The following is a 17,747-nucleotide window of genomic DNA, read 5'->3' as shown; positions in this document are numbered from 1 at the left end:
AATGCCCCGGTCCCGGAGCCGCTCGTCGACTCGTGCACGATAGGGGCGGTCGGTTTCGTTCATGGGGCGCAGGGGGTCGCGTGATTGTCGGACGTTGGCAGTTGGTGGAGACATTGGGGACACCGCAGACTTGGTCGATGTTGACCGCGGGCACCACGCCGCGCGAGTGGGCGTCGTATCAGCGGGCGATTCCGGCGCGGCTGCAGCCGTTGATCGCGGCCGCGCACGATACCGGCGCACCGGTGGATGAGGTGCTGCCGAAGTCGCGTAATCCGTGGTCGGAGTTGCGGTTTCGCGCTGTGCCGGTGCTGTGGCCCGGATCCCCCGCGCATGCGGTGAAGGTGTGGGTTGGGCCGGAGGTGCCGGCGGACGAACTACGCGTCGCCCCGTTCCAGGTCGACGCGCACGCCCGCGTCATGCGCACCCATCCCGCCGGGCTCGGACCCCATTTCGGTTCCGCACCAGTCGACTACAGCGGTGCCGAGCCGTTCCAGCGTGTCGAGCGGTTCGATCGCGCCCTGGAATTCGTTGCCGCGCTGTACCGTTCGGAACCCCGGAGCCGATGGTCGGGAGTCGCCACCGTGCATTCGGGGATCGGCCCGCGCTCGCTGTTGGTGGCCGCGCGCAACGGCAGCGGCGATCAGCAGCGGTTCGCGTGGCGTGGGGTCGCCGTCGATGTCACCGACAGTATTGCCCCACAACACAAGTCGTTCGAGGCCACGACGCTCGAGTTGCTGCGCGAATCGCGGCCCGGCCTGTATCTGGTCATCCTCGACACCGCGCAGGTCCGCGCGGTGCGGTGGGTCACCGAGCCGATGCCGGGGCTCACGTGGCGCGGGGTCGACGAGCGGACCGTCCCGCACCCCGACGATCGCCCCAGGATCGCCGCGCTGCGCGCCGAGGTACTGGCCGGTGCCACGCACGCCGGGCTGAGCGGGTTGCGGCTGGCGGCCGAGGCGGGCGGCTGGCTCACCGTCGACGTCGAGGTGTCACCGCTGCCCAGCGCCGGCGCGGCCCCTGCCTTCATGCTCGCTCAGTTGCAGGTCACCGCGCCGCCGGGATGATCAGGGCAGTTCGAAGGGCAGCGATACCCCGGCATGCACCTGGCAGCGCTCGCAGGTGTCGGTGCCGTCGACCGCGCTGATCGCGCGCCGCATGAGCTCCTTGAACGGTCCGAGGTTCTTCTTGAACTCGGCGAACACGTCGACCGCGTGCACGCCGGCACCCTCTTCGAGACCGGCGTCCAAGTCGGTGACGAGAGCGACTGCGGCGTAGCACATTTCGAGTTCACGGGCGAGGACGGCTTCGGGATGTCCGGTCATATTGACCAGGTCCCAGCCCTGCGCGGCGAACCAGCGGCTCTCGGCGCGGGTGGAGAAGCGCGGGCCCTGCACCACGACCATCGTGCCGGAATCCTCGACTCGGAGCCCACCCGCCGACTTCACCGCCGCGGCGCGCAGATCGTCGCAGTAGGGATCGGCGAAGGAGACATGGACGCCGCCACCGTCGAAGTAGGTCTGCGGACGACCCGAGGTCCGGTCGACGAGCTGATCCGGCACCGCCACGGTGCCCGGACCCCAATCGGCGCGCAAGCTGCCGACTGCGCACGGCGCGAACACCCGGCGTACCCCGAGTGCCCGCAGCGCCCACATATTCGCCTGGTAGGGCAGGGTGTGCGGGGCGAACTCGTGCTGCTTGCCGTGCCGCGGCAGGAAGGCGACGGCGCGGCCTTCGACCTCCCCGATCGCGACCGGCGCACTCGGCGCGCCATACGGTGTGTCGACCTCGACGTGCACCGCGTCGTGGTCGAAGAAGTCATAGAAACCGCTGCCGCCGATGACGGCGAGTGCGGGCCGGGGAAGCGAACTCATAGCGCCGATTCTTCCGTCCTGGCCGACCGCGCGCAGCACCGGGGACCTGCCATCTGACAATTCCACCGCGGAACTGTACCCTAGGGGGGTATTAGTTCGCCACGCGAGCTACCAGGCAGGCGAGGAGACCTACGGTGACAACACCCACCCCCGACACCGCGACCGGCGACGAGCACGCGGGCCACGCAGGCCACGGCTACATCACCGCCAAGGACGACTACCTCAAGCGATTGCGCCGCATCGAGGGCCAATCGCGCGGGCTCCAGCGGATGGTCGAAGAGGAGAAATACTGCATCGACATCCTCACCCAGGTCTCCGCCATGACCAAGGCGCTGCAGGCCGTCGCGATGGGGCTGCTCGAGGACCACATCTCGCACTGCGTGGTCGATGCCGCGGTGGCCGGTGGACCCGAGGCCGAGGCCAAGATCAAAGAGGCCACCGACGCGATCGCACGGTTGGTCAGGTCCTGAAGCCGGGTAGCACCGAACGCGGGGCGAATCGCTAGCCCGCACGCAGGCAATCCTGTCCGTCGGTCCACGGATTGGCCGCCTCGTCGATGACGAAGTCGGCGAACAGCAGCCCCGACTTGCCCGGCGGCAACGGCCGCACCAGATCACGGCCGTCCGGGCCGAGGATCCTGGCCACCCCACCGCCGCCGCTGAGCAGCAGATGTTGCGGCGAACGCGCGTCGACGACCGACCAGCCCGTCATCGGAACGAGCGCCGTCGGCGCGATCACCACGACCCCACTGTCGCGCGCGTACTGTTCGGCGACCTTGCTGTTCACCGCGAGCACGATGTCGTCGCTGACCTCGTGATACACGGTGAATCCAGAGAACGCGGCAACGTGGACCTGCTCCCGCCACAGGTCCACGCGCCGGTCCGGGCACAGATGATCGGCTCCCCCCAGGACGCCGACCCGGCCCAGTTCAGTGTGGTAAACCTCCGACGGCGCCACACCGTCGGCGAAGACTTCACGTTCCAGTGGCGTCGGCCATTGCTTGCGCGCCACCTGCACCTGCCCCTCCGGGCTCACCATCGCCTGCGACATATAGATTTCGTCGCCGGCCCGCTCGGCGAACCCGAGCACCACCCGCACCTGGGCCCACTGTGCCGCGTCCGCGATGGCAGCCATCTCGGCGCCATCTCTGGTCATCGAGTTGGCGAGATACCGCGACTGGAACTCCGACCCCCAGTCCACCGAGTTCAGCCACAGCCACCAGGGATACCCCGGCAGAAAGACCTCGGGAAACGCGATGAGCTGCGCCCCACCGGCGCCCGCGTCCTCGATGAACCCGATCGTCTGCGCGACACCGGCAGGCAGATGCAGCCACGCAGGTTCGGCCTGCACTGCTGCCGCCCTGATCCGAATCGACATCGTGGATCGCCCCTCGCACCGCACTGTTCCAACGAAATCCAGTGTGATGCAAGAACGATCGTGCTTACAGCCCTACCGCGCCAAGCCGCTGACAATCGGTGCCACGTTGATCACCCGAAGCGCGACTGCCGATATGCACCGGGCGTCATTCCGGTTTCCCGCTGGAACACGCGATAGAAGTGCCGTTCGGAGGCGAATCCCGAGGCGAAAGCGACCGCCGCGGGCTGGTGGCTTCTGCTGCGGGCCAGCAGCTTCTGCGCATGCGCGACTCGCAGTCTGCGCAGGGTAGTGCTGAGGCTGTCGCCGGTGCCGTCGAAGATCCGAAACAGTGTGCGGCGCGAGATGTGGCAGGCTGCCGCAACCTCGTCGACGGTCAATTCCGGTTCGGTGCAATGCTTTCGGAGGTAGACCATGACGTGTTCGCGACTGAGCGCGTCGGCGGGGGCCTCGGTAGGTTCGCTCCCCGAAGCGAGCAGCACCGCCGAGCCGAGGAGGTCGAGCGCGCTTCTGGCCAGGATGTCGGCCTGCGCGGGCGATTGCGCGCGGACCCGGGCGAGCTCACGAAAGTAGGTGGCCACCACACCCGCCGGGCTGTCCGGAGCAATCACGGTGGCGGTCGGTATGCGCACCTCGCCGAGCCCCGGCTGCAGGCGGAGCAGCCGTGTCGGCACTCGCACGCACACCTGCTCGTAGGACACGCTGTCGTGCCAGAGCGAGGGTCGCGCGGTGTCGAGGAACGTCATCTGGCCCGGCTTCAGCAGCACCGAGCGGCCGTCCTGCGTGAGCCTGGCCTGACCGGCGACCTGAATGCTGACCAGCAGGTATTCCTCATCCGCACATGCCACATGGGTCTTGGTGCGCCGGAATTCCTGATTCCCACCCGCGAGCGCGGTCAGCGAGAAGTCGGCGACACCGGGCAGCGCACTGCTGGTGAGCCTGCCGAACGTGGGTGCGTCCAAGGTGGGGTCGAGTGCGAGCGGGAAATAGGTCTGCGTCATCAACGCTTCCCATTGCTCGAACTCCACGCTCCGGGGCGTCGTCGCCGAGAACTCGAGCGTCGTCGGTTCGTTCGCCATCGGCAGCCAACCTCCGCCAGCTCAGACATAGCCGCCTCTACGACATCGGCCAACAATAGCCCCTTCGGCACACCCTCTCAATGGGAACATTTGATGCACGCCACCAGCGAAGATACTTCTGCGAAAGCCCCTTCAGTAACCTGCGATTCGCAGCGATCACGGCGAATATGCCGCTGCGAAACAACCATCGACAATGCGGTACGCCGCGGCCATCGCCTTATGCCCCGGCCAGTCCGGCGCGCACCGGCTCGCGCCGCACGACCCGACCGCTCGACACCCGCATAGGCTGCAAGCGCTCGCCGCGCGGCGCAGCCGCGGTGGCCTTGCGAAGGGCGCGACCGAGATCGAGATCGGCGTAGAGCAGCCCCTCCTCGCCTTCCGCGAGTGGCGTGGCGAGTTCGAGCCCTCCGGGTCCGAAGATCCGCGAGACCCCGCCACCGCCACGGAGCAGGCGCCGCTCGGGCGTGCGCGCGTCGACAACCTCCCAGCCCGCCACCGGCACGACCGCGACGGGCGCGATGACATGGGTTGACCCGTCCATCGCGTAGCGGACACTGGCGGCGGTATTGAGATCGGGCCCCCACTCCTTGCCCTCGCCGTAGTACACGGTGAAGCCCGACCACGCCGACACGTGGATCTGCTCGCGCTGATCGTGCATCTGTCCGCGCAGGTCCGCGCGGAGATGATCGGCGCCGCCGAGCACACCGATCCGGCCGTGCACGGTGTCGCGGACCAGCGGTCCCCCGCCTGGGGAAACGCTGAAGACAGTGCGCTCGAGCCCGGTCGGTTCAGCCTTGCGAGCGACGGCGATGGTGCCGTCGGCATCGATCAAGGCCTGAGACATGAAGACCTCACGGCCGGCCCGCTCGGCGAAGCCGATCGAGACGTGCAGGCCCTTACGGCGGGCCGCGTAGGCGATGGCACGCAGTTCCGGGCCGTCGGCGGTCAGCGCGTTGGCCAGGTATCTGGCCAGGAATTCCTCACCCCAGTCGACCGAATTGAGCCACATCCACCACGGAAATCCGGGCAGGAAGGTCTCCGGAAAAGCGATCAGTTGCGCGCCGCCCCGTTCGGCCGACTCGATATATTCGATTGTCTGTTCGACTCCTGCGGACAGATTCAACCACTTCGGCTCGGCTTGCACCGCTGCCACGCGTACCCGACTCATCGTGCCCCCTTGTCGCTCAACCAGTGAAGATTGTTCAATTCACTCTCTCGCAGAATGGCGCCACACAAACTGTCATCCTGTGCCAGGCAACTGACCGTCTGTGCCAATCCGCCGTTTACGGCCGGAAATCGGTTTCGGCGCACGCCATTGGGTTCGATGCAAACCTCGACATGAGTCTTGCTAAGAGCTTGCCGAAGCGCCGACCATTATTCAAGGGTGCTCGACACCAGCGGACAGTCGAATACCCCTCGCGGCCCGTCGAACCCGTCGACGGAAAGGGCGTGGCGATGGCCAGACGGTCTTGTGAGGAAAAGGCGCGATCAGATAAGCGCACTCGTCGCGATCATGCGGAATTCGCCGGGCGTCATCCCGGTCTCCAGCCGGAAGGCACGGAAGAAGTGGCGTTCGGACGCAAAGCCTGACGCGAGCGCGACGGTCGCTGTCGCCCGGCTGGGATAGCGGGCGAGCAGCGTGCGCGCGCATTCCACCCGCATACGCCGCAGCACGGCGCTGAGCCCGTCCTCCACGTCACCGAACAGCCGGTACAGCGTTCGTCGCGACACCAGACAGGCTCGGGCGATGTCGTCGATCGTCAGGCTCGGATCGGCGCATCTGGTTCGCATGAAAGCGAGCACCTGCTCGCGGGACAACGCCTGCGCGGGCTCACCCGACGGAATGTCCCCCGAGGCCAGCCGGACCGCGGAGGCGAGCAGTTTGACACCGCTGTCGGCCAGCACGGTCGCGTGGCCAGGGGCGCTCTGCTGGACGCGGGCCAGATCGCGGAAGAAGCCGGCGACCACCCCGCCCGCGCTGTCGGCGGTAACCGTCACCGCGGTCGGCAACGGGGAATTGCCGGAGCCCAGTTGCTGGCGCAGGACCTCGAGCGGTGTCTGCACCACGACCTGCGACCACGGTCCGCCGAGATCCCAGTGATACGGGCGAGAGGTGTCATAGAAGACCATGTCGCCGGGCCGCACCAACGCCACCCGATCGTCCTGGTGCAGCAGGCCGGAACCTTCGGTCAGGATGGAGACCAGGAGGAATTCGCCCTCGGTCTTCGCGATTCCGCGAGGGGTGCGGCGGATGCGCTGGGCGCCCGCGCTGACCGTCGACAGATCGAAGCCAGGCTGGCTGGTGCGTTCGATCCGGCCGTGGAAGCCGCCCTCACCTCTCGGGTCGACCATCAGCGGGACATAGCTCTCCGAGAGCAGCGACTCCCATTCGGCAAACGATTCGCTTCCCCCGGCGCGGGTCTCCGCAACCGCCATGCCAACCACCTCGCTCCCTATCCGAACCGAACAGCAAACAGTTGGCGTCGCACAATCGGCGAGCTCGCCCTGAACAGAGCCTGCCAGATCGACCGACTCGTTTCCATCGAAAGTTTCCGAACGGGATGGTTGGACGTCACCCTAAAGGCGTCTATCACTGGCAATTCCAGCGGGTATCCAGTGCGAGTCTTTCAAGGTAAATACTCCATGTGAGGCATGTCACTATACCGGGCGTGGCGCCAGTGTCAGCCGATGTGAGTGCCGGAACGGGCAACTATTCGGTATTCGCCCGGCGTCATGCCCGTCTCCGCCTGGAACGCTCGATAGAACTGTCGCTCGGTGGCGAATCCCGACGCGGTTGCCACTGCCGCCACCGACCGGAAATCGGCGGCCGCGAGTAACACCCGAGCCCGTTCGAGCCGCAAGCCGCGCAGCACAGCCCCGAGTCCGCCCTCGAACTCCGCGACCACCCGATAGAGCGTGCGCCGCGACACCCCACAGGCGTCCGCGATCCGCTCGATCGTCAAACCTGGGTCGGTGAAGTTGGCCCGCAAGAAGTCCAGCACGTGCTGTTCGTTCACCGCCGCGGTCTGCGCCCGGCCGGGTCGCCCGCCCGCCGCGATGGTGGCCGCCGCACCGAGGAGATCGATGCCGCTGCCCGCGAGCACTGCCGCCGCCGCCGGGTCCGTGCTGTGCAACTGTGCGACCCGCTGGAAGAATCTGGCCAGCATGAGCCCGACGCCACCCTCCCCGAGAACCATCCCGGCAGGCAGTACGTCGGCACGAACCCCCAGATAGTCGACGACCTGCTGCCGGGGCACCCGGACGGTGAGATCCTCGATCAGGCCGTCCGAGCGCCACCGGATCGGCTGCGCAGTGTCGTAGAAGATCATCGCGCCCGGCGTCAGCTCGACGCGGTGTCCCGCGTGCTCCACCTGGGCGCGCCCGGCGAGGACGACGCTACCGATGACATGGAAATCGTCGGCCCTGGCGATGTGCCGTCGCGTCCGGCGCAATTCGTGCCCCTCGGCGAGCACTGTGCCCACCGCGACATCACCGAAATCGGCCGACCTGATCCGCCCCTCGAACGCGCGCGGCACGGTTGGCGCGATCGACACCTCGGTGAGCGCGCCGGCAACCAGCTGTTCCCAGTACCCGAACGCGTCCGGCTCGGCGATCTGCGCAGTCGAGCAGATCTCGGGAAAACCCTCGAACGCCGTCATCGCCCGATCGCTATTCCACCGCGACAGGGCGCAGGCTCGCCCGGAGGCGCCTACCGTCGACGAATACGATTTCGCCCGGCCGCAATTCGGCCATTCGGCTGCCCTGCGTGATCCGCCCGCTGCCCGACAGACAGATACCGACGTACAGCACTTCGACACTCGCCATTACCGTTTCCCATTCATCGAATGACGCGGCCGAGGAGGTATCCATCGTCTGAGAGAAACCTAGCATCGCCACCATTCACCACACCGATAAGGTGAGCGCCACCACCGAAGACCAACACAGTTGCAAAGAAGCCGCCTTCTTTCTATCGGCCGGAATTGTAGTGAATAACAATCGAATCGCCACTCGGCCGATGCGATGTCACTGCGAGAACGGATACGGCAATCAATCGCCGCAGCAGCCGCCTTCGGGTGCCGGCACAGTTCTGGTTTCGCGGGTTTGGATGTTGCGGGCGGCGAGGTCGGCGTCGGCGGGGTAGTCGACGGCGATCAGGCTCAGCCCGTGGGCGGGGGCGACGGTGACCGAGCTGGATCGTTCGGTCTCGGCGAGCAGGGCCTTCGTCCATTCAGGCGTTCGGCGGCCTTCGCCGACCGCGAGGACCGCGCCGACGAGGCTGCGAACCATCGACCAGCAGAAGGCGTCGGCGCTGACGTAGGCGGTGAGCAGGTCGCCGTCGCGTTCCCAGTCGAAGCGCTGGAGTTCACGGATGGTGGTCGCGCCCTCGCGGCGGCGGCAGAAAGCGGCGAAGTTGTGCAGGCCCAACAGGTTTCGGGATGCGGCGCGCATGGCCTCGAGGTCTACGCCGGGCTTGCACGGCACCACCCCGCGCGCCTGCAACGGCTGCGCGCCGTAGGGGGCAGCGGTGAGCCGGTAGGCGTAGTGGCGGCGCATCGCGGAGAAGCGCGCGTCGAATTCGGGAGGGGCGGTGCGGATTTCGGTGATCCGCACGTCCTTGGGCAGGAACTTGGCCATGCGGTACATCAACTTGTCGGCGTCGAATTCGGCCACCGTGTCGAAGTGCGCGACCTGACCTTCGGCGTGCACGCCCGCGTCGGTACGTCCGGCGACCGTCAGCGCAAGTGGCTCACGCAACACCTTCGACAGCGACTCCTCGAGCACACCTTGCACCGTGCGCAACCCCGGCTGACGTGCCCAGCCGGTGAAATCGGTGCCGTCGTAACTGATCCCGAGCCGCACCCGAGTCGACGTCTCATCCATGGCATTCTCCTGAATTCGCGCACAGAAAGAACCGAGCCCGCCACCCACGAAGGGTGACGGGCTCGGCAGAACTCCTGAGAATCAGGCGTCCTTCTTGTCCTCGGTGGCCTCGTCGGCGGCCGGGGCATCAGCCACGGTCTCGTCGGCGACGGTCTCCTCGACGACCTCAGCGGCCGGAGCCTCTTCGGTCTTCTGCGAAGCGGCGACACGACGAGCCCGATCGGCCTCGTTGGTCACGGTCTTCTCGCGGACGAGCTCGATGATGGCCATCGGCGCGTTGTCACCCTTGCGCGGCAGCGCCTTGGTGATACGCGTGTAGCCACCCTCGCGACCCTCGAACGAGGGACCGATCTCCGCGAACAGCACGTGGACGATGTCCTTGCTGCGGATGTCCTTCATGACCTCACGACGGTCGGCGAGAGTGCCGCCCTTCGCCTTGGTGATGATCTTCTCGGCATAGGGACGAACCGCCTTGGCCTTGGCCTCGGTGGTCGTGATCCGACCGTGCTCGAAAAGCGCCGTGGCCAGGTTGGCGAAGATCGCCTTCTGGTGCGACGCCGAGCCGCCGAACCGGCGGCCCTTCTTGGGCTTGGGCATTGTGGGTTTCTCCTGGGCGTATTAAAGCTGTTCGGTTTCGGCGTAGTCCTGCTCGCCGCCGTCGGTATCACTGAACGTGCCGCTGTCGCTCCACGTTCCGGTGCTCGCGTCGTAACCCACCACGGAGGACGGGTCGAACGACGCCGGGCTGTCCTTGAGCGAGAGGCCCAGCGTGTGCAGCTTGACCTTCACCTCGTCGATGGACTTCTGGCCGAAGTTGCGGATGTCGAGCAGGTCCGACTCGGTACGGGCGACAAGCTCGCCCACCGTGTGCACACCCTCGCGCTTGAGGCAGTTGTAGGACCGGACGGTGAGGTCCAGGTCCTCGATCGGCAGGCCGAACGAGGCGATGTGATCTGCCTCGGCCGGGCTGGGGCCGATCTCGATGCCCTCGGCTTCGACGTTGAGCTCACGGGCCAGGCCGAAGAGCTCGACCAGGGTCTTACCCGCCGAAGCGAGCGCGTCCCGGGCCGTGATGGAGTTCTTGGTCTCCACGTCGAGGATGAGACGGTCGAAGTCGGTGCGCTGCTCGACACGGGTGGCCTCGACCTTGTAGGTCACCTTGAGCACCGGGGAGTAGATCGAATCCACCGGGATCCGGCCGATTTCCGCGCCGGTCGCCTTGTTCTGCACGGCGGGCACGTAACCGCGACCCCGCTCGACGACGAGCTCGATCTCGAGCTTGCCCTTGTCGTTGAGGGTGGCGATGTGCATGTCCGGGTTGTGCACGATGACGCCGGCAGGCGGGACGATGTCACCAGCGGTGACGGTGCCCGGGCCCTGCTTGCGCACGTACATGGTGACCGGCTCGTCCTCTTCGGAGGACACGACCAGACCCTTGAGGTTCAGGATGATGTCGGTGACATCTTCCTTCACGCCGGGGACGGTGGTGAACTCGTGCAGGACGCCGTCGATGCGGATGCTCGTGACCGCGGCCCCCGGGATGGAGGACAGCAGGGTACGACGCAGCGAGTTGCCGAGGGTGTAACCGAAGCCCGGCTCGAGGGGTTCGATGGTGAACTTCGAGCGGTTCTCCGCCACAACCTCTTCGGTCAGTGTCGGACGCTGGGAAATCAGCATGAGGATCTACTTCCTGTTCAGGGCATCCGCTATTTGATGCCTCGTCAGTGATTGCGGGGGCCGCCGCGTGACGGCCCCCACCGTTAAGCGATTACTTCGAGTAGTACTCGACGATGAGCTGTTCCTGCAGCGGCACATCGATCTGCGCGCGCTCGGGCAGCTGGTGCACCAGGATGCGCAGGCGGCCGGGGACGACCTGCAGCCAACCGGGAACCGGACGGTCGCCGACGGTCTCGCGAGCCACCTGGAACGGCAGCGTCGGGAGCGACTTCTCCTTGACATCGATGATGTCGTACTGGGAGACCTGGTAGCTGGGGACGTTCACCTTGACACCGTTGACGATGAAGTGACCGTGGCTGACCAGCTGACGGGCCTGACGACGGGTACGGGCCAGACCGGCGCGGTACACGACGTTGTCCAGACGAGCCTCGAGCAGACGGAGCAGGTTGTCGCCGGTCTTACCCTTGAGGCGGTTGGCCTCTTCGTAGTAACGACGGAACTGCTTCTCCATGACGCCGTACGAGAAGCGAGCCTTCTGCTTCTCCTGCAGCTGCATGAGGTACTCGGATTCCTTGATCCGCGCGCGGCCGTGCTGGCCGGGCGGGTAAGGACGACGCTCGAACGCCTGGTCGCCTCCGACGAGGTCGACGCGCAGACGACGCGACTTGCGGGTGATGGGGCCTGTATAACGTGCCATTTTAAGCTTTTTCCTTTCCCGCTGTTAGACGCGACGCCGCTTGGGCGGACGGCAGCCGTTGTGCGGCTGGGGAGTGACATCGGAGATCGAGCCGACCTCCAGGCCAGCGGCCTGCAGCGAACGGATCGCGGTCTCGCGGCCCGAACCCGGACCCTTCACGAACACGTCGACCTTCTTGACGCCGTTCTCCTGCGCCTTGCGGGCAGCGTTCTCGGCAGCGAGCTGCGCGGCGAACGGGGTGCTCTTACGCGAACCCTTGAAACCGACGTGACCCGACGACGCCCACGAGATGACATTGCCCTCGGGGTCGGTGATCGAGACGATCGTGTTGTTGAACGTGCTCTTGATGTGCGCGTGGCCGTGCGGGATGTTCTTCTTATCCCGGCGACGCGACTTCTGAGTCTTCTTCGGGCCAGCGGCCCGGCTCTTCGGAGGCATACGCTATCCCTACTTCTTCTTGCCGGCGACGGTCTTCTTCGGACCCTTGCGCGTACGCGCGTTGGTCTTGGTGCGCTGACCACGAACGGGCAGGCCACGACGGTGGCGGATGCCCTGGTAGCAGCCGATCTCGATCTTGCGGCGAATATCGGCCTGAACCTCGCGGCGCAGGTCACCTTCGACCTTGTAGTCGGTGCCCTCGATGTAATCGCGGAGCTTCGACAGGTCGTCGTCGCTGAGATCCTTGGAGCGCAGGTCCGGGCTGACGCCCGTCTCGGCCAGGATCTGAGTGGCGCGGGTGCGCCCGATTCCGAAAATGTAGGTCAGCGCGATCTCCATGCGCTTTTCGCGCGGGAGATCAACGCCCATCAGACGTGCCATGTGGCAGGTTCCTTAATGGTTGCGGAGGTCTGCTCCCCGTCCGTCCCCCCGTCTTCACCAAAGTGGGGGCACCGGCCTCCGTGCCGGTGGATGGCGCGCACAAGTACGTGCGTGCTGGAGCTGGGAGTGCTTCTTTCGGTCAGTCCGATCAAACGATCGGTGCCCGGTGGTGAGGCTGGATCAGCCCTGGCGCTGCTTGTGGCGCAGGTTGTCGCAAATCACCATGACCCGACCATGACGGCGGATCACCTTGCACTTCTCGCAGATCTTCTTGACGCTCGGATTAACCTTCACGTCAGTCCAATCTTTTGTTGGTCCACACAGGTGGTGTGAACACAGTTTTTCCCCAGCCAGAGGACTGGGGAAGTCTGGGGTGCGTCCCGGTGCCGGGACACTGTGCGACGCCGCGCGCCGGTAGGGCTCGCGACGCCGTCAGGCATCACTTGTAGCGGTAGACAATCCGGCCGCGTGAGAGGTCGTACGGCGACAGCTCGACGACCACGCGGTCTTCCGGAAGGATACGAATGTAGTGCTGCCGCATCTTTCCGCTGATGTGCGCGAGAACCTTGTGACCGTTCTCGAGCTCGATCCGGAACATCGCATTGGGCAGCGGCTCGACAACTCGACCCTCGACCTCGATGGCCCCGTCTTTCTTCGCCATATCCTCCGCGATCCCGGTTACGCTCAACCTGAGTTTGGATTACTCGTGCTGTTCACACACGAGGCGTCGACGACGAACGGTCGACATGCATGCGAACAGGCGGCGCATAGGTGCACCGCCGCTCAAGCTTACCGGGCCGGGCGGCCAGAGGCAAAAGTGCCCCGCACGGTACACCCCGATCGGGCCTTACACCGCGCTATCGGGCTGGCTTGTCCCCCCAGAGATCTGGGGGTTGACGGTGGGCGATCAGAGGTTCGGCCACAGAGATGAGGCGCCCACCACGGTGTCGGGGTTGTCGCGTAAACTCCACGGCGTCGGAGAAGTGGGTCGATCAGAATCGGGGGACCCTGGTGAGCGAGGCGTGCCGGTGAGCCGCAACAACGACAGCCTCCCCATGCTGCCGCCGTGGCTGTCGGAGAGCGACGTCACACAGGTCGGTTACGAGGCTCCGGTCGAGAACCTGCCCCAGGACGACGAGATCGATGAGGCACCCAAACGCCGCCGCTTCATGGGCCGTGGTGACGATGCTCCGCGTAAGGACAAGGGCAGGCGCCGCCGTAAGGACCGTGAGTCCGAGGAAGAGGCCCCCGCCCAGCAGTCCGCCCGGCCGGCCGAACCCCACGACCAGCGACGCCCTGCCGAGCCGACTCATCAGTCCGGTTCCGGCTGGTCCACCGCCCAGCAGCCCGCGAACCCACTGATTCCCGGCCCGTCCCATCAGCAGCCGCGCGGCGAAGAACAGCCGCGTCAGCAGCCCACCTACGACCAGCCGCCGCACCAGGCAGGCCGCGACTATCCGCAGTCGCCGAGCCGCGAGCAGCAGGCCGCACAGGCGCAGGGCTCTTACCAGCCCACCCAGGCGCAGGAGTCGTACCAGCAGCCCGCTCAGGGGTCGTACCAGCAGCCCGCGCAGGGGCAGGGGTCGTACCAGCAGCCCGCGCAGGGGCAGGCGCCATCCCCGCAGCCAACCCGCGAGCAGCCCCCACACCAGCAGGCAAGCCGCGAGCCGCAGGCGGGCCGCGATGGGTCGCAGTATCAGCAGCCACACCAGCAGGCTGTGCCCGAGCAGCCGAACACCGGCTGGCAGGCTGGGCCGAACCCGCTGACGCCGCCGACCAGCGCACCGCCGGCATCGACCGATCCTGCGCCGCGGCCGGACGCCCACGGTTCGTCGCCCATCCCGGGGCCTTCGGCTGCGGACCCGGCCCCGTGGGCCGGCGGCCAGGCATCGTCGACCAGCTCGGCTCCTTGGCCGACGGCGCAGCCACCAGCAGATCCCGCGTTGTCCTCCACCGGCGCGCCTCCTTCGCTCCCGCCTTCGCCGACCAGCGGGCATCCGCACGCGGGCCCGGCCACGCCCGCGCCGAACACCGAGGCGGCCGATCACGCCGCGAACGCACTCCCGACGCGTACCCCCGCAGCGCCGTCGACCGGCTTCACCCCGCTCGGCCCGAACCAGCAGCGCCCCGACCTCCCGCCGCCCCCTCCCCTGCCGGACCCGCCTGCGCGGCCGACCCAGGCCCCACCACGTCTGACCGTCCCGCCACAGCCGACCACCGCCGAGCAGCTGCCGGTCGCCGCGGACCGGGAAGTCGAGCAGGCAGGCCACGCGGCACCCCAACCGGTGCCGCCACGCGAGGAAGCCGGACAACCCAGCACCGACTCGCAGTCGACCTCCGCGCGAGCGGCCGAGCGGGAAACACGACCGGCGCCGTCGTTCCAGGAGGCCGAGCAGGCCACGCCGGCTCGCCAGGCTGGCAACGATGCGCCCGAATCAGCCACGGCGACAACATCATCGCCCGCCGCGGAGTCGCCGGCATCGCAGACGACCGGTGCGCCTCATGCGTCCGGCGGATGGGCGATGCCCGGCGAGGACGCACCAGCGAACACCGTCGCCGCCGAAAACGCCGCGCAGCCGACCGCGGCCGAACCGCAGGCAGCCTGGGACTCGTTCGCCGATCACACGCAGTCGCCGACAACGGCAGACCGTGTCGCGTCCGAGCCTCGGCCCCACGGACCGTCGACGACCTCCGCGACTCCCGATCCGCTAGCGGAAGCCGCGCAGGCAGGCTCCCGATCCCCGCAGGCTGCAAGCGATTCCGCAGCGCAGCGCCACGCGGCGCAGACGCCGCCGGACTACTCGACTCCCGAAACATCCTCGGAAGCCGGGCGTTCGGATGCCCGATCCCCGCACGCCGCAAGCGAATCCGCGCCGCAGCACGGATCGCCGTACAGCTCCGGTGAATCCGTGGCTCCGCAGCGGCCACCGGCTACCGAGCAGCGGTCGCCGTATGCGTCGGGCGAGAATGTGCCGCCTCCGGCTTATCCTGCGACGCAATACAATTCGGTTCCCGGTGATCCCACGCCGGTCGTACCGACGCATGCGCCGGATGGGCGGACCGAGGTCTTCCGGTCCGATGATCCTCGACTACAGACCCGTCCGCCTGGCGTCGATGCGAGCGGGCAGGGTGGCGCGAACGCGGCGGAACAGGCACGCGCCGCGCAAACCGGTTATCGCTCGGGTGAATTCGTGCAGGCGGCCGATACCGCGTCGCCGTATCCCCGCCCGGACGGCACCCCGGCCCAGCACCAGCAGCCCGACGGTCTGCCCACCTACGGTCCCGATGGCGTCGCCCAGCGATCCGACGGCGCAGCACCGCAGTATCGGCCCGATGCCGCTCCGGCGCAGCACCAGCACCCCGACGGCACTCCCGCGCCGCAGTATCGGCCCGACGGCTCCCCGGCTCCGCAGTACCAACAGCCGAATCAGGGGACGCAGCAACAGTTTCCCCCGAACGGCCCGGCCCAGCAGTTCCAGCCGGATGGCTCTCCTGCGCAGCAGTACAACCAGCCCAACGGACCCGGCCAGCAGTTCCAGCCCAACGGACCCGGCCAGCAGTACCAGCCCGACGGCACGCCCGCGCAGCAGTACAACCAGCCCAACGGACCTGGCCAGCAGTACCAGCCCGACGGCACGCCCGCGCAGTACCAGCAGCCCAATGCGGCCCCGCAGCAGTACCAGCAGCCCAGCCAGGGCCAGCAGCCCCACGGCCAACCTGGTTGGGGCGCACAGCCACAGGGCTACCAGCCCTCGCTCGACAACGTCCCGGTCAAGCGTGCCAAGAAGGCCCCGGGCAGTGGTTGGCGCAAGGCGGTGCATCACGCGTCCGGTGGCGCGATCAATCCCGGCATGTCCGCCGAGGAACTGCGCCTGCAGGAACTCGTTGCCCGTATCCGTCAACCCGTGCGCGGCGACTACCGGATCGCGGTCCTCTCGCTCAAGGGTGGCGTCGGCAAGACGACCACAACGACCGGTATCGGCTCGATCTTCGCCTCGATCCGCGGTGACCGAGTCATCGCCGTCGACGCCAACCCCGACTTCGGCACCCTGTCGCAGCGAGTAGCCATCCAAACCCGCTCGACAGTGCGCGACCTGCTGCTCGACCCGTCGATCCAGCGATACTCCGATGTTCGCAGGCACACCTCTCAGGGCTCGAGCCGCCTGGAAGTCCTTGCCAGCGAACGTGATCCCGCCGCATCGGAAGCGTTCAACGACGAGGAGTACCGGGCCGTAGCCCGGATCCTGCAGCGCTTCTACAACATCATCCTCACCGACTGCGGCACCGGTCTGATGCACTCGGCGATGAGCGGCGTCCTCGACCTGGCCCACTCCCTGGTGCTGATCTCCTCCGCCGCCATCGACGGTGCCCGCAGCGCCGCCGCGACCCTGGACTGGCTGTCGCTGCACGGCCACGACCACCTGGTCCGCAACGCGGTGGTCGTGATCAACCTGCCCCGCGAGGGCTCACCCAACGTCGGCATCCAGCAGCTGCGCGAGTACTTCCTCTCCCGCTGCCGCGCCGTCCACATCATCCCCTTCGACGAACACCTCTCCGAGGGCGCCGAAATCGACCTACACCGCCTCCACAAATCAACCAAGCGCGCCTACGTGGAACTGGCGGCCACGGTGGCCGACGAGTTCGGCGTCGACCACCGCCGCATCGGCTGAGCCCGCGCGCTGCGGCGGTGCGGCTGCCACGGCGGAGCTAGCTCACCACTCCGGCAACCTGCGCCGCCCGGCCAGCACGTCACGCACCAGATCGTCGTAGGCATCGGCCAGTTCGGCCAGATGGTGCCACGCGCAGTGCAGCATCTCGTCGTGTGCGGCCAGGGTCATCAGCGCATGGTGCGCTCGCACGGAAGCCTCGGCCATGCGGTCGATGACCGAGCCGACGGTCTCCGTGTGCAGTGTCGCGCCGAGGCGGTGCTGCGGTATTGCCCGCAGCACCCAGTCATCGATCGCCAGCACCAGTTCACTACGGCGACAGTCTATTTCGCGCAGGACCACCGGATCGGTGTCGACCCGTCCGCCGCGCCCGACAATGCGTTTCTCGTGCAGCACCGCCAGATCGCGCGCGAACCACAACAGCGGCCCACCGACCACCCGATGTCCGCGACACGCCCGGACGAGAATGTCGGAGAGGGGTAACAGACCGGTAGCAGCCGGGGGCCCGGCGGTATCGACACACCGCATGGTGTCGGGGAAAGCCATTACAACTGTTGAACTCTCCGAACCAGCCACGTTGCCTCGCCGTCATCGCCGCAGAGCACCGGATCAGGACGTTCATTACAATAAACCTCGCAAGCTCTCTGTCAAGCATTACTCGGCCGTAGGTAACCGATACGAG

The 17,747-nt window shown here is 67.2% G+C and carries 19 protein-coding genes; 3 read left to right on the top strand and 16 right to left on the bottom strand.

Annotated elements, in window-relative coordinates; all coding sequences use genetic code 11:
- The first annotated feature begins 80 nt into the window (after positions 1–80).
- Positions 81–1,064 carry a GAF domain-containing protein gene (locus tag ACFWO8_RS22040; protein WP_378954080.1) on the top strand — a complete coding sequence of 328 codons (984 nt, stop codon included), beginning with the start codon at positions 81–83 and terminating at the stop codon, positions 1,062–1,064.
- Here ACFWO8_RS22040 and ACFWO8_RS22035 read toward each other — a convergent pair whose 3' ends face one another.
- On the bottom strand, positions 1,065–1,871 hold the full coding sequence (locus ACFWO8_RS22035; protein ID WP_378954077.1) for an S-methyl-5'-thioadenosine phosphorylase: 807 nt from the start codon (positions 1,869–1,871) through the stop codon (positions 1,065–1,067). It lies immediately after the preceding gene.
- A 134-nt stretch (positions 1,872–2,005) separates the two neighbouring features.
- Here ACFWO8_RS22035 and ACFWO8_RS22030 point away from each other — a divergent pair, with 134 nt between their 5' ends.
- Positions 2,006–2,341 (top strand): metal-sensitive transcriptional regulator, encoded by a 336-nt coding sequence (locus tag ACFWO8_RS22030; protein WP_063004986.1) that lies wholly within the window; start codon positions 2,006–2,008, stop codon positions 2,339–2,341.
- A 31-nt stretch (positions 2,342–2,372) separates the two neighbouring features.
- Here the strand turns inward: ACFWO8_RS22030 and ACFWO8_RS22025 are convergent, their stop codons facing one another.
- The 14 genes from ACFWO8_RS22025 to infA form a co-directional block, all read right to left on the bottom strand.
- Positions 2,373–3,248 carry a nitrilase-related carbon-nitrogen hydrolase gene (locus ACFWO8_RS22025; protein ID WP_378954070.1) on the bottom strand — a complete coding sequence of 292 codons (876 nt, stop codon included), beginning with the start codon at positions 3,246–3,248 and terminating at the stop codon, positions 2,373–2,375.
- 110 nt (positions 3,249–3,358) lie between these two features.
- Positions 3,359–4,324: a helix-turn-helix domain-containing protein gene (locus ACFWO8_RS22020; protein WP_378954065.1), complete on the bottom strand. Its 966-nt coding sequence runs from the start codon at positions 4,322–4,324 to the stop codon at positions 3,359–3,361.
- Positions 4,325–4,541: 217 nt separating this feature from the next.
- The gene (locus ACFWO8_RS22015) at positions 4,542–5,492 is read right to left on the bottom strand and encodes a nitrilase-related carbon-nitrogen hydrolase (protein WP_378954061.1); all 951 of its coding nucleotides are present in this window, start codon (positions 5,490–5,492) and stop codon (positions 4,542–4,544) included.
- 320 nt (positions 5,493–5,812) lie between these two features.
- Positions 5,813–6,760, bottom strand: a complete 948-nt coding sequence (locus tag ACFWO8_RS22010; RefSeq protein WP_378954057.1) for a helix-turn-helix domain-containing protein — start codon at positions 6,758–6,760, stop codon at positions 5,813–5,815.
- Positions 6,761–7,005: 245 nt separating this feature from the next.
- Complete coding sequence (locus ACFWO8_RS22005) at positions 7,006–7,983, bottom strand: helix-turn-helix domain-containing protein (protein WP_378954053.1); 978 nt, start codon at positions 7,981–7,983, stop codon at positions 7,006–7,008.
- A gap of 10 nt (positions 7,984–7,993) precedes the next feature.
- The gene (locus ACFWO8_RS22000; RefSeq protein WP_378954050.1) at positions 7,994–8,149 is read right to left on the bottom strand and encodes a hypothetical protein; all 156 of its coding nucleotides are present in this window, start codon (positions 8,147–8,149) and stop codon (positions 7,994–7,996) included.
- A 222-nt stretch (positions 8,150–8,371) separates the two neighbouring features.
- Positions 8,372–9,184 carry a tRNA pseudouridine(38-40) synthase TruA gene (gene truA / locus ACFWO8_RS21995; protein WP_378954278.1) on the bottom strand — a complete coding sequence of 271 codons (813 nt, stop codon included), beginning with the start codon at positions 9,182–9,184 and terminating at the stop codon, positions 8,372–8,374.
- A gap of 102 nt (positions 9,185–9,286) precedes the next feature.
- Complete coding sequence (gene rplQ, locus ACFWO8_RS21990) at positions 9,287–9,802, bottom strand: 50S ribosomal protein L17 (RefSeq protein WP_378954046.1); 516 nt, start codon at positions 9,800–9,802, stop codon at positions 9,287–9,289.
- 21 nt (positions 9,803–9,823) lie between these two features.
- A complete protein-coding gene (locus ACFWO8_RS21985) occupies positions 9,824–10,882 on the bottom strand; it encodes a DNA-directed RNA polymerase subunit alpha (RefSeq protein WP_056818293.1) in 1,059 nt (352 codons plus the stop codon).
- A 91-nt stretch (positions 10,883–10,973) separates the two neighbouring features.
- Positions 10,974–11,579 carry a 30S ribosomal protein S4 gene (rpsD, locus tag ACFWO8_RS21980; protein WP_067448178.1) on the bottom strand — a complete coding sequence of 202 codons (606 nt, stop codon included), beginning with the start codon at positions 11,577–11,579 and terminating at the stop codon, positions 10,974–10,976.
- 24 nt (positions 11,580–11,603) lie between these two features.
- Positions 11,604–12,017 carry a 30S ribosomal protein S11 gene (gene rpsK / locus ACFWO8_RS21975; RefSeq protein ID WP_019045110.1) on the bottom strand — a complete coding sequence of 138 codons (414 nt, stop codon included), beginning with the start codon at positions 12,015–12,017 and terminating at the stop codon, positions 11,604–11,606.
- A 9-nt stretch (positions 12,018–12,026) separates the two neighbouring features.
- Complete coding sequence (gene rpsM, locus ACFWO8_RS21970) at positions 12,027–12,398, bottom strand: 30S ribosomal protein S13 (RefSeq protein WP_378954032.1); 372 nt, start codon at positions 12,396–12,398, stop codon at positions 12,027–12,029.
- 180 nt (positions 12,399–12,578) lie between these two features.
- The gene (gene rpmJ, locus ACFWO8_RS21965) at positions 12,579–12,692 is read right to left on the bottom strand and encodes a 50S ribosomal protein L36 (RefSeq protein ID WP_056818299.1); all 114 of its coding nucleotides are present in this window, start codon (positions 12,690–12,692) and stop codon (positions 12,579–12,581) included.
- Positions 12,693–12,837: 145 nt separating this feature from the next.
- Complete coding sequence (gene infA, locus ACFWO8_RS21960; RefSeq protein ID WP_003418601.1) at positions 12,838–13,059, bottom strand: translation initiation factor IF-1; 222 nt, start codon at positions 13,057–13,059, stop codon at positions 12,838–12,840.
- 367 nt (positions 13,060–13,426) lie between these two features.
- Here infA and ACFWO8_RS21955 point away from each other — a divergent pair, with 367 nt between their 5' ends.
- Positions 13,427–17,068 (top strand): AAA family ATPase, encoded by a 3,642-nt coding sequence (locus ACFWO8_RS21955; protein WP_378954023.1) that lies wholly within the window; start codon positions 13,427–13,429, stop codon positions 17,066–17,068.
- 42 nt (positions 17,069–17,110) lie between these two features.
- On the opposite strand, the gene ACFWO8_RS21950 is transcribed toward ACFWO8_RS21955, so the two are convergent.
- On the bottom strand, positions 17,111–17,611 hold the full coding sequence (locus ACFWO8_RS21950; protein ID WP_378954019.1) for a DUF4254 domain-containing protein: 501 nt from the start codon (positions 17,609–17,611) through the stop codon (positions 17,111–17,113).
- Between the last annotated feature and the right edge of the window lie 136 nt (positions 17,612–17,747).

It is taken from the genome of Nocardia sp. NPDC058480 (genome assembly GCF_042720495.1).
Taxonomy (GTDB): Bacteria; Actinomycetota; Actinomycetes; order Mycobacteriales; family Mycobacteriaceae; genus Nocardia.
This window is presented reverse-complemented; position numbering and strand designations above follow the sequence as displayed.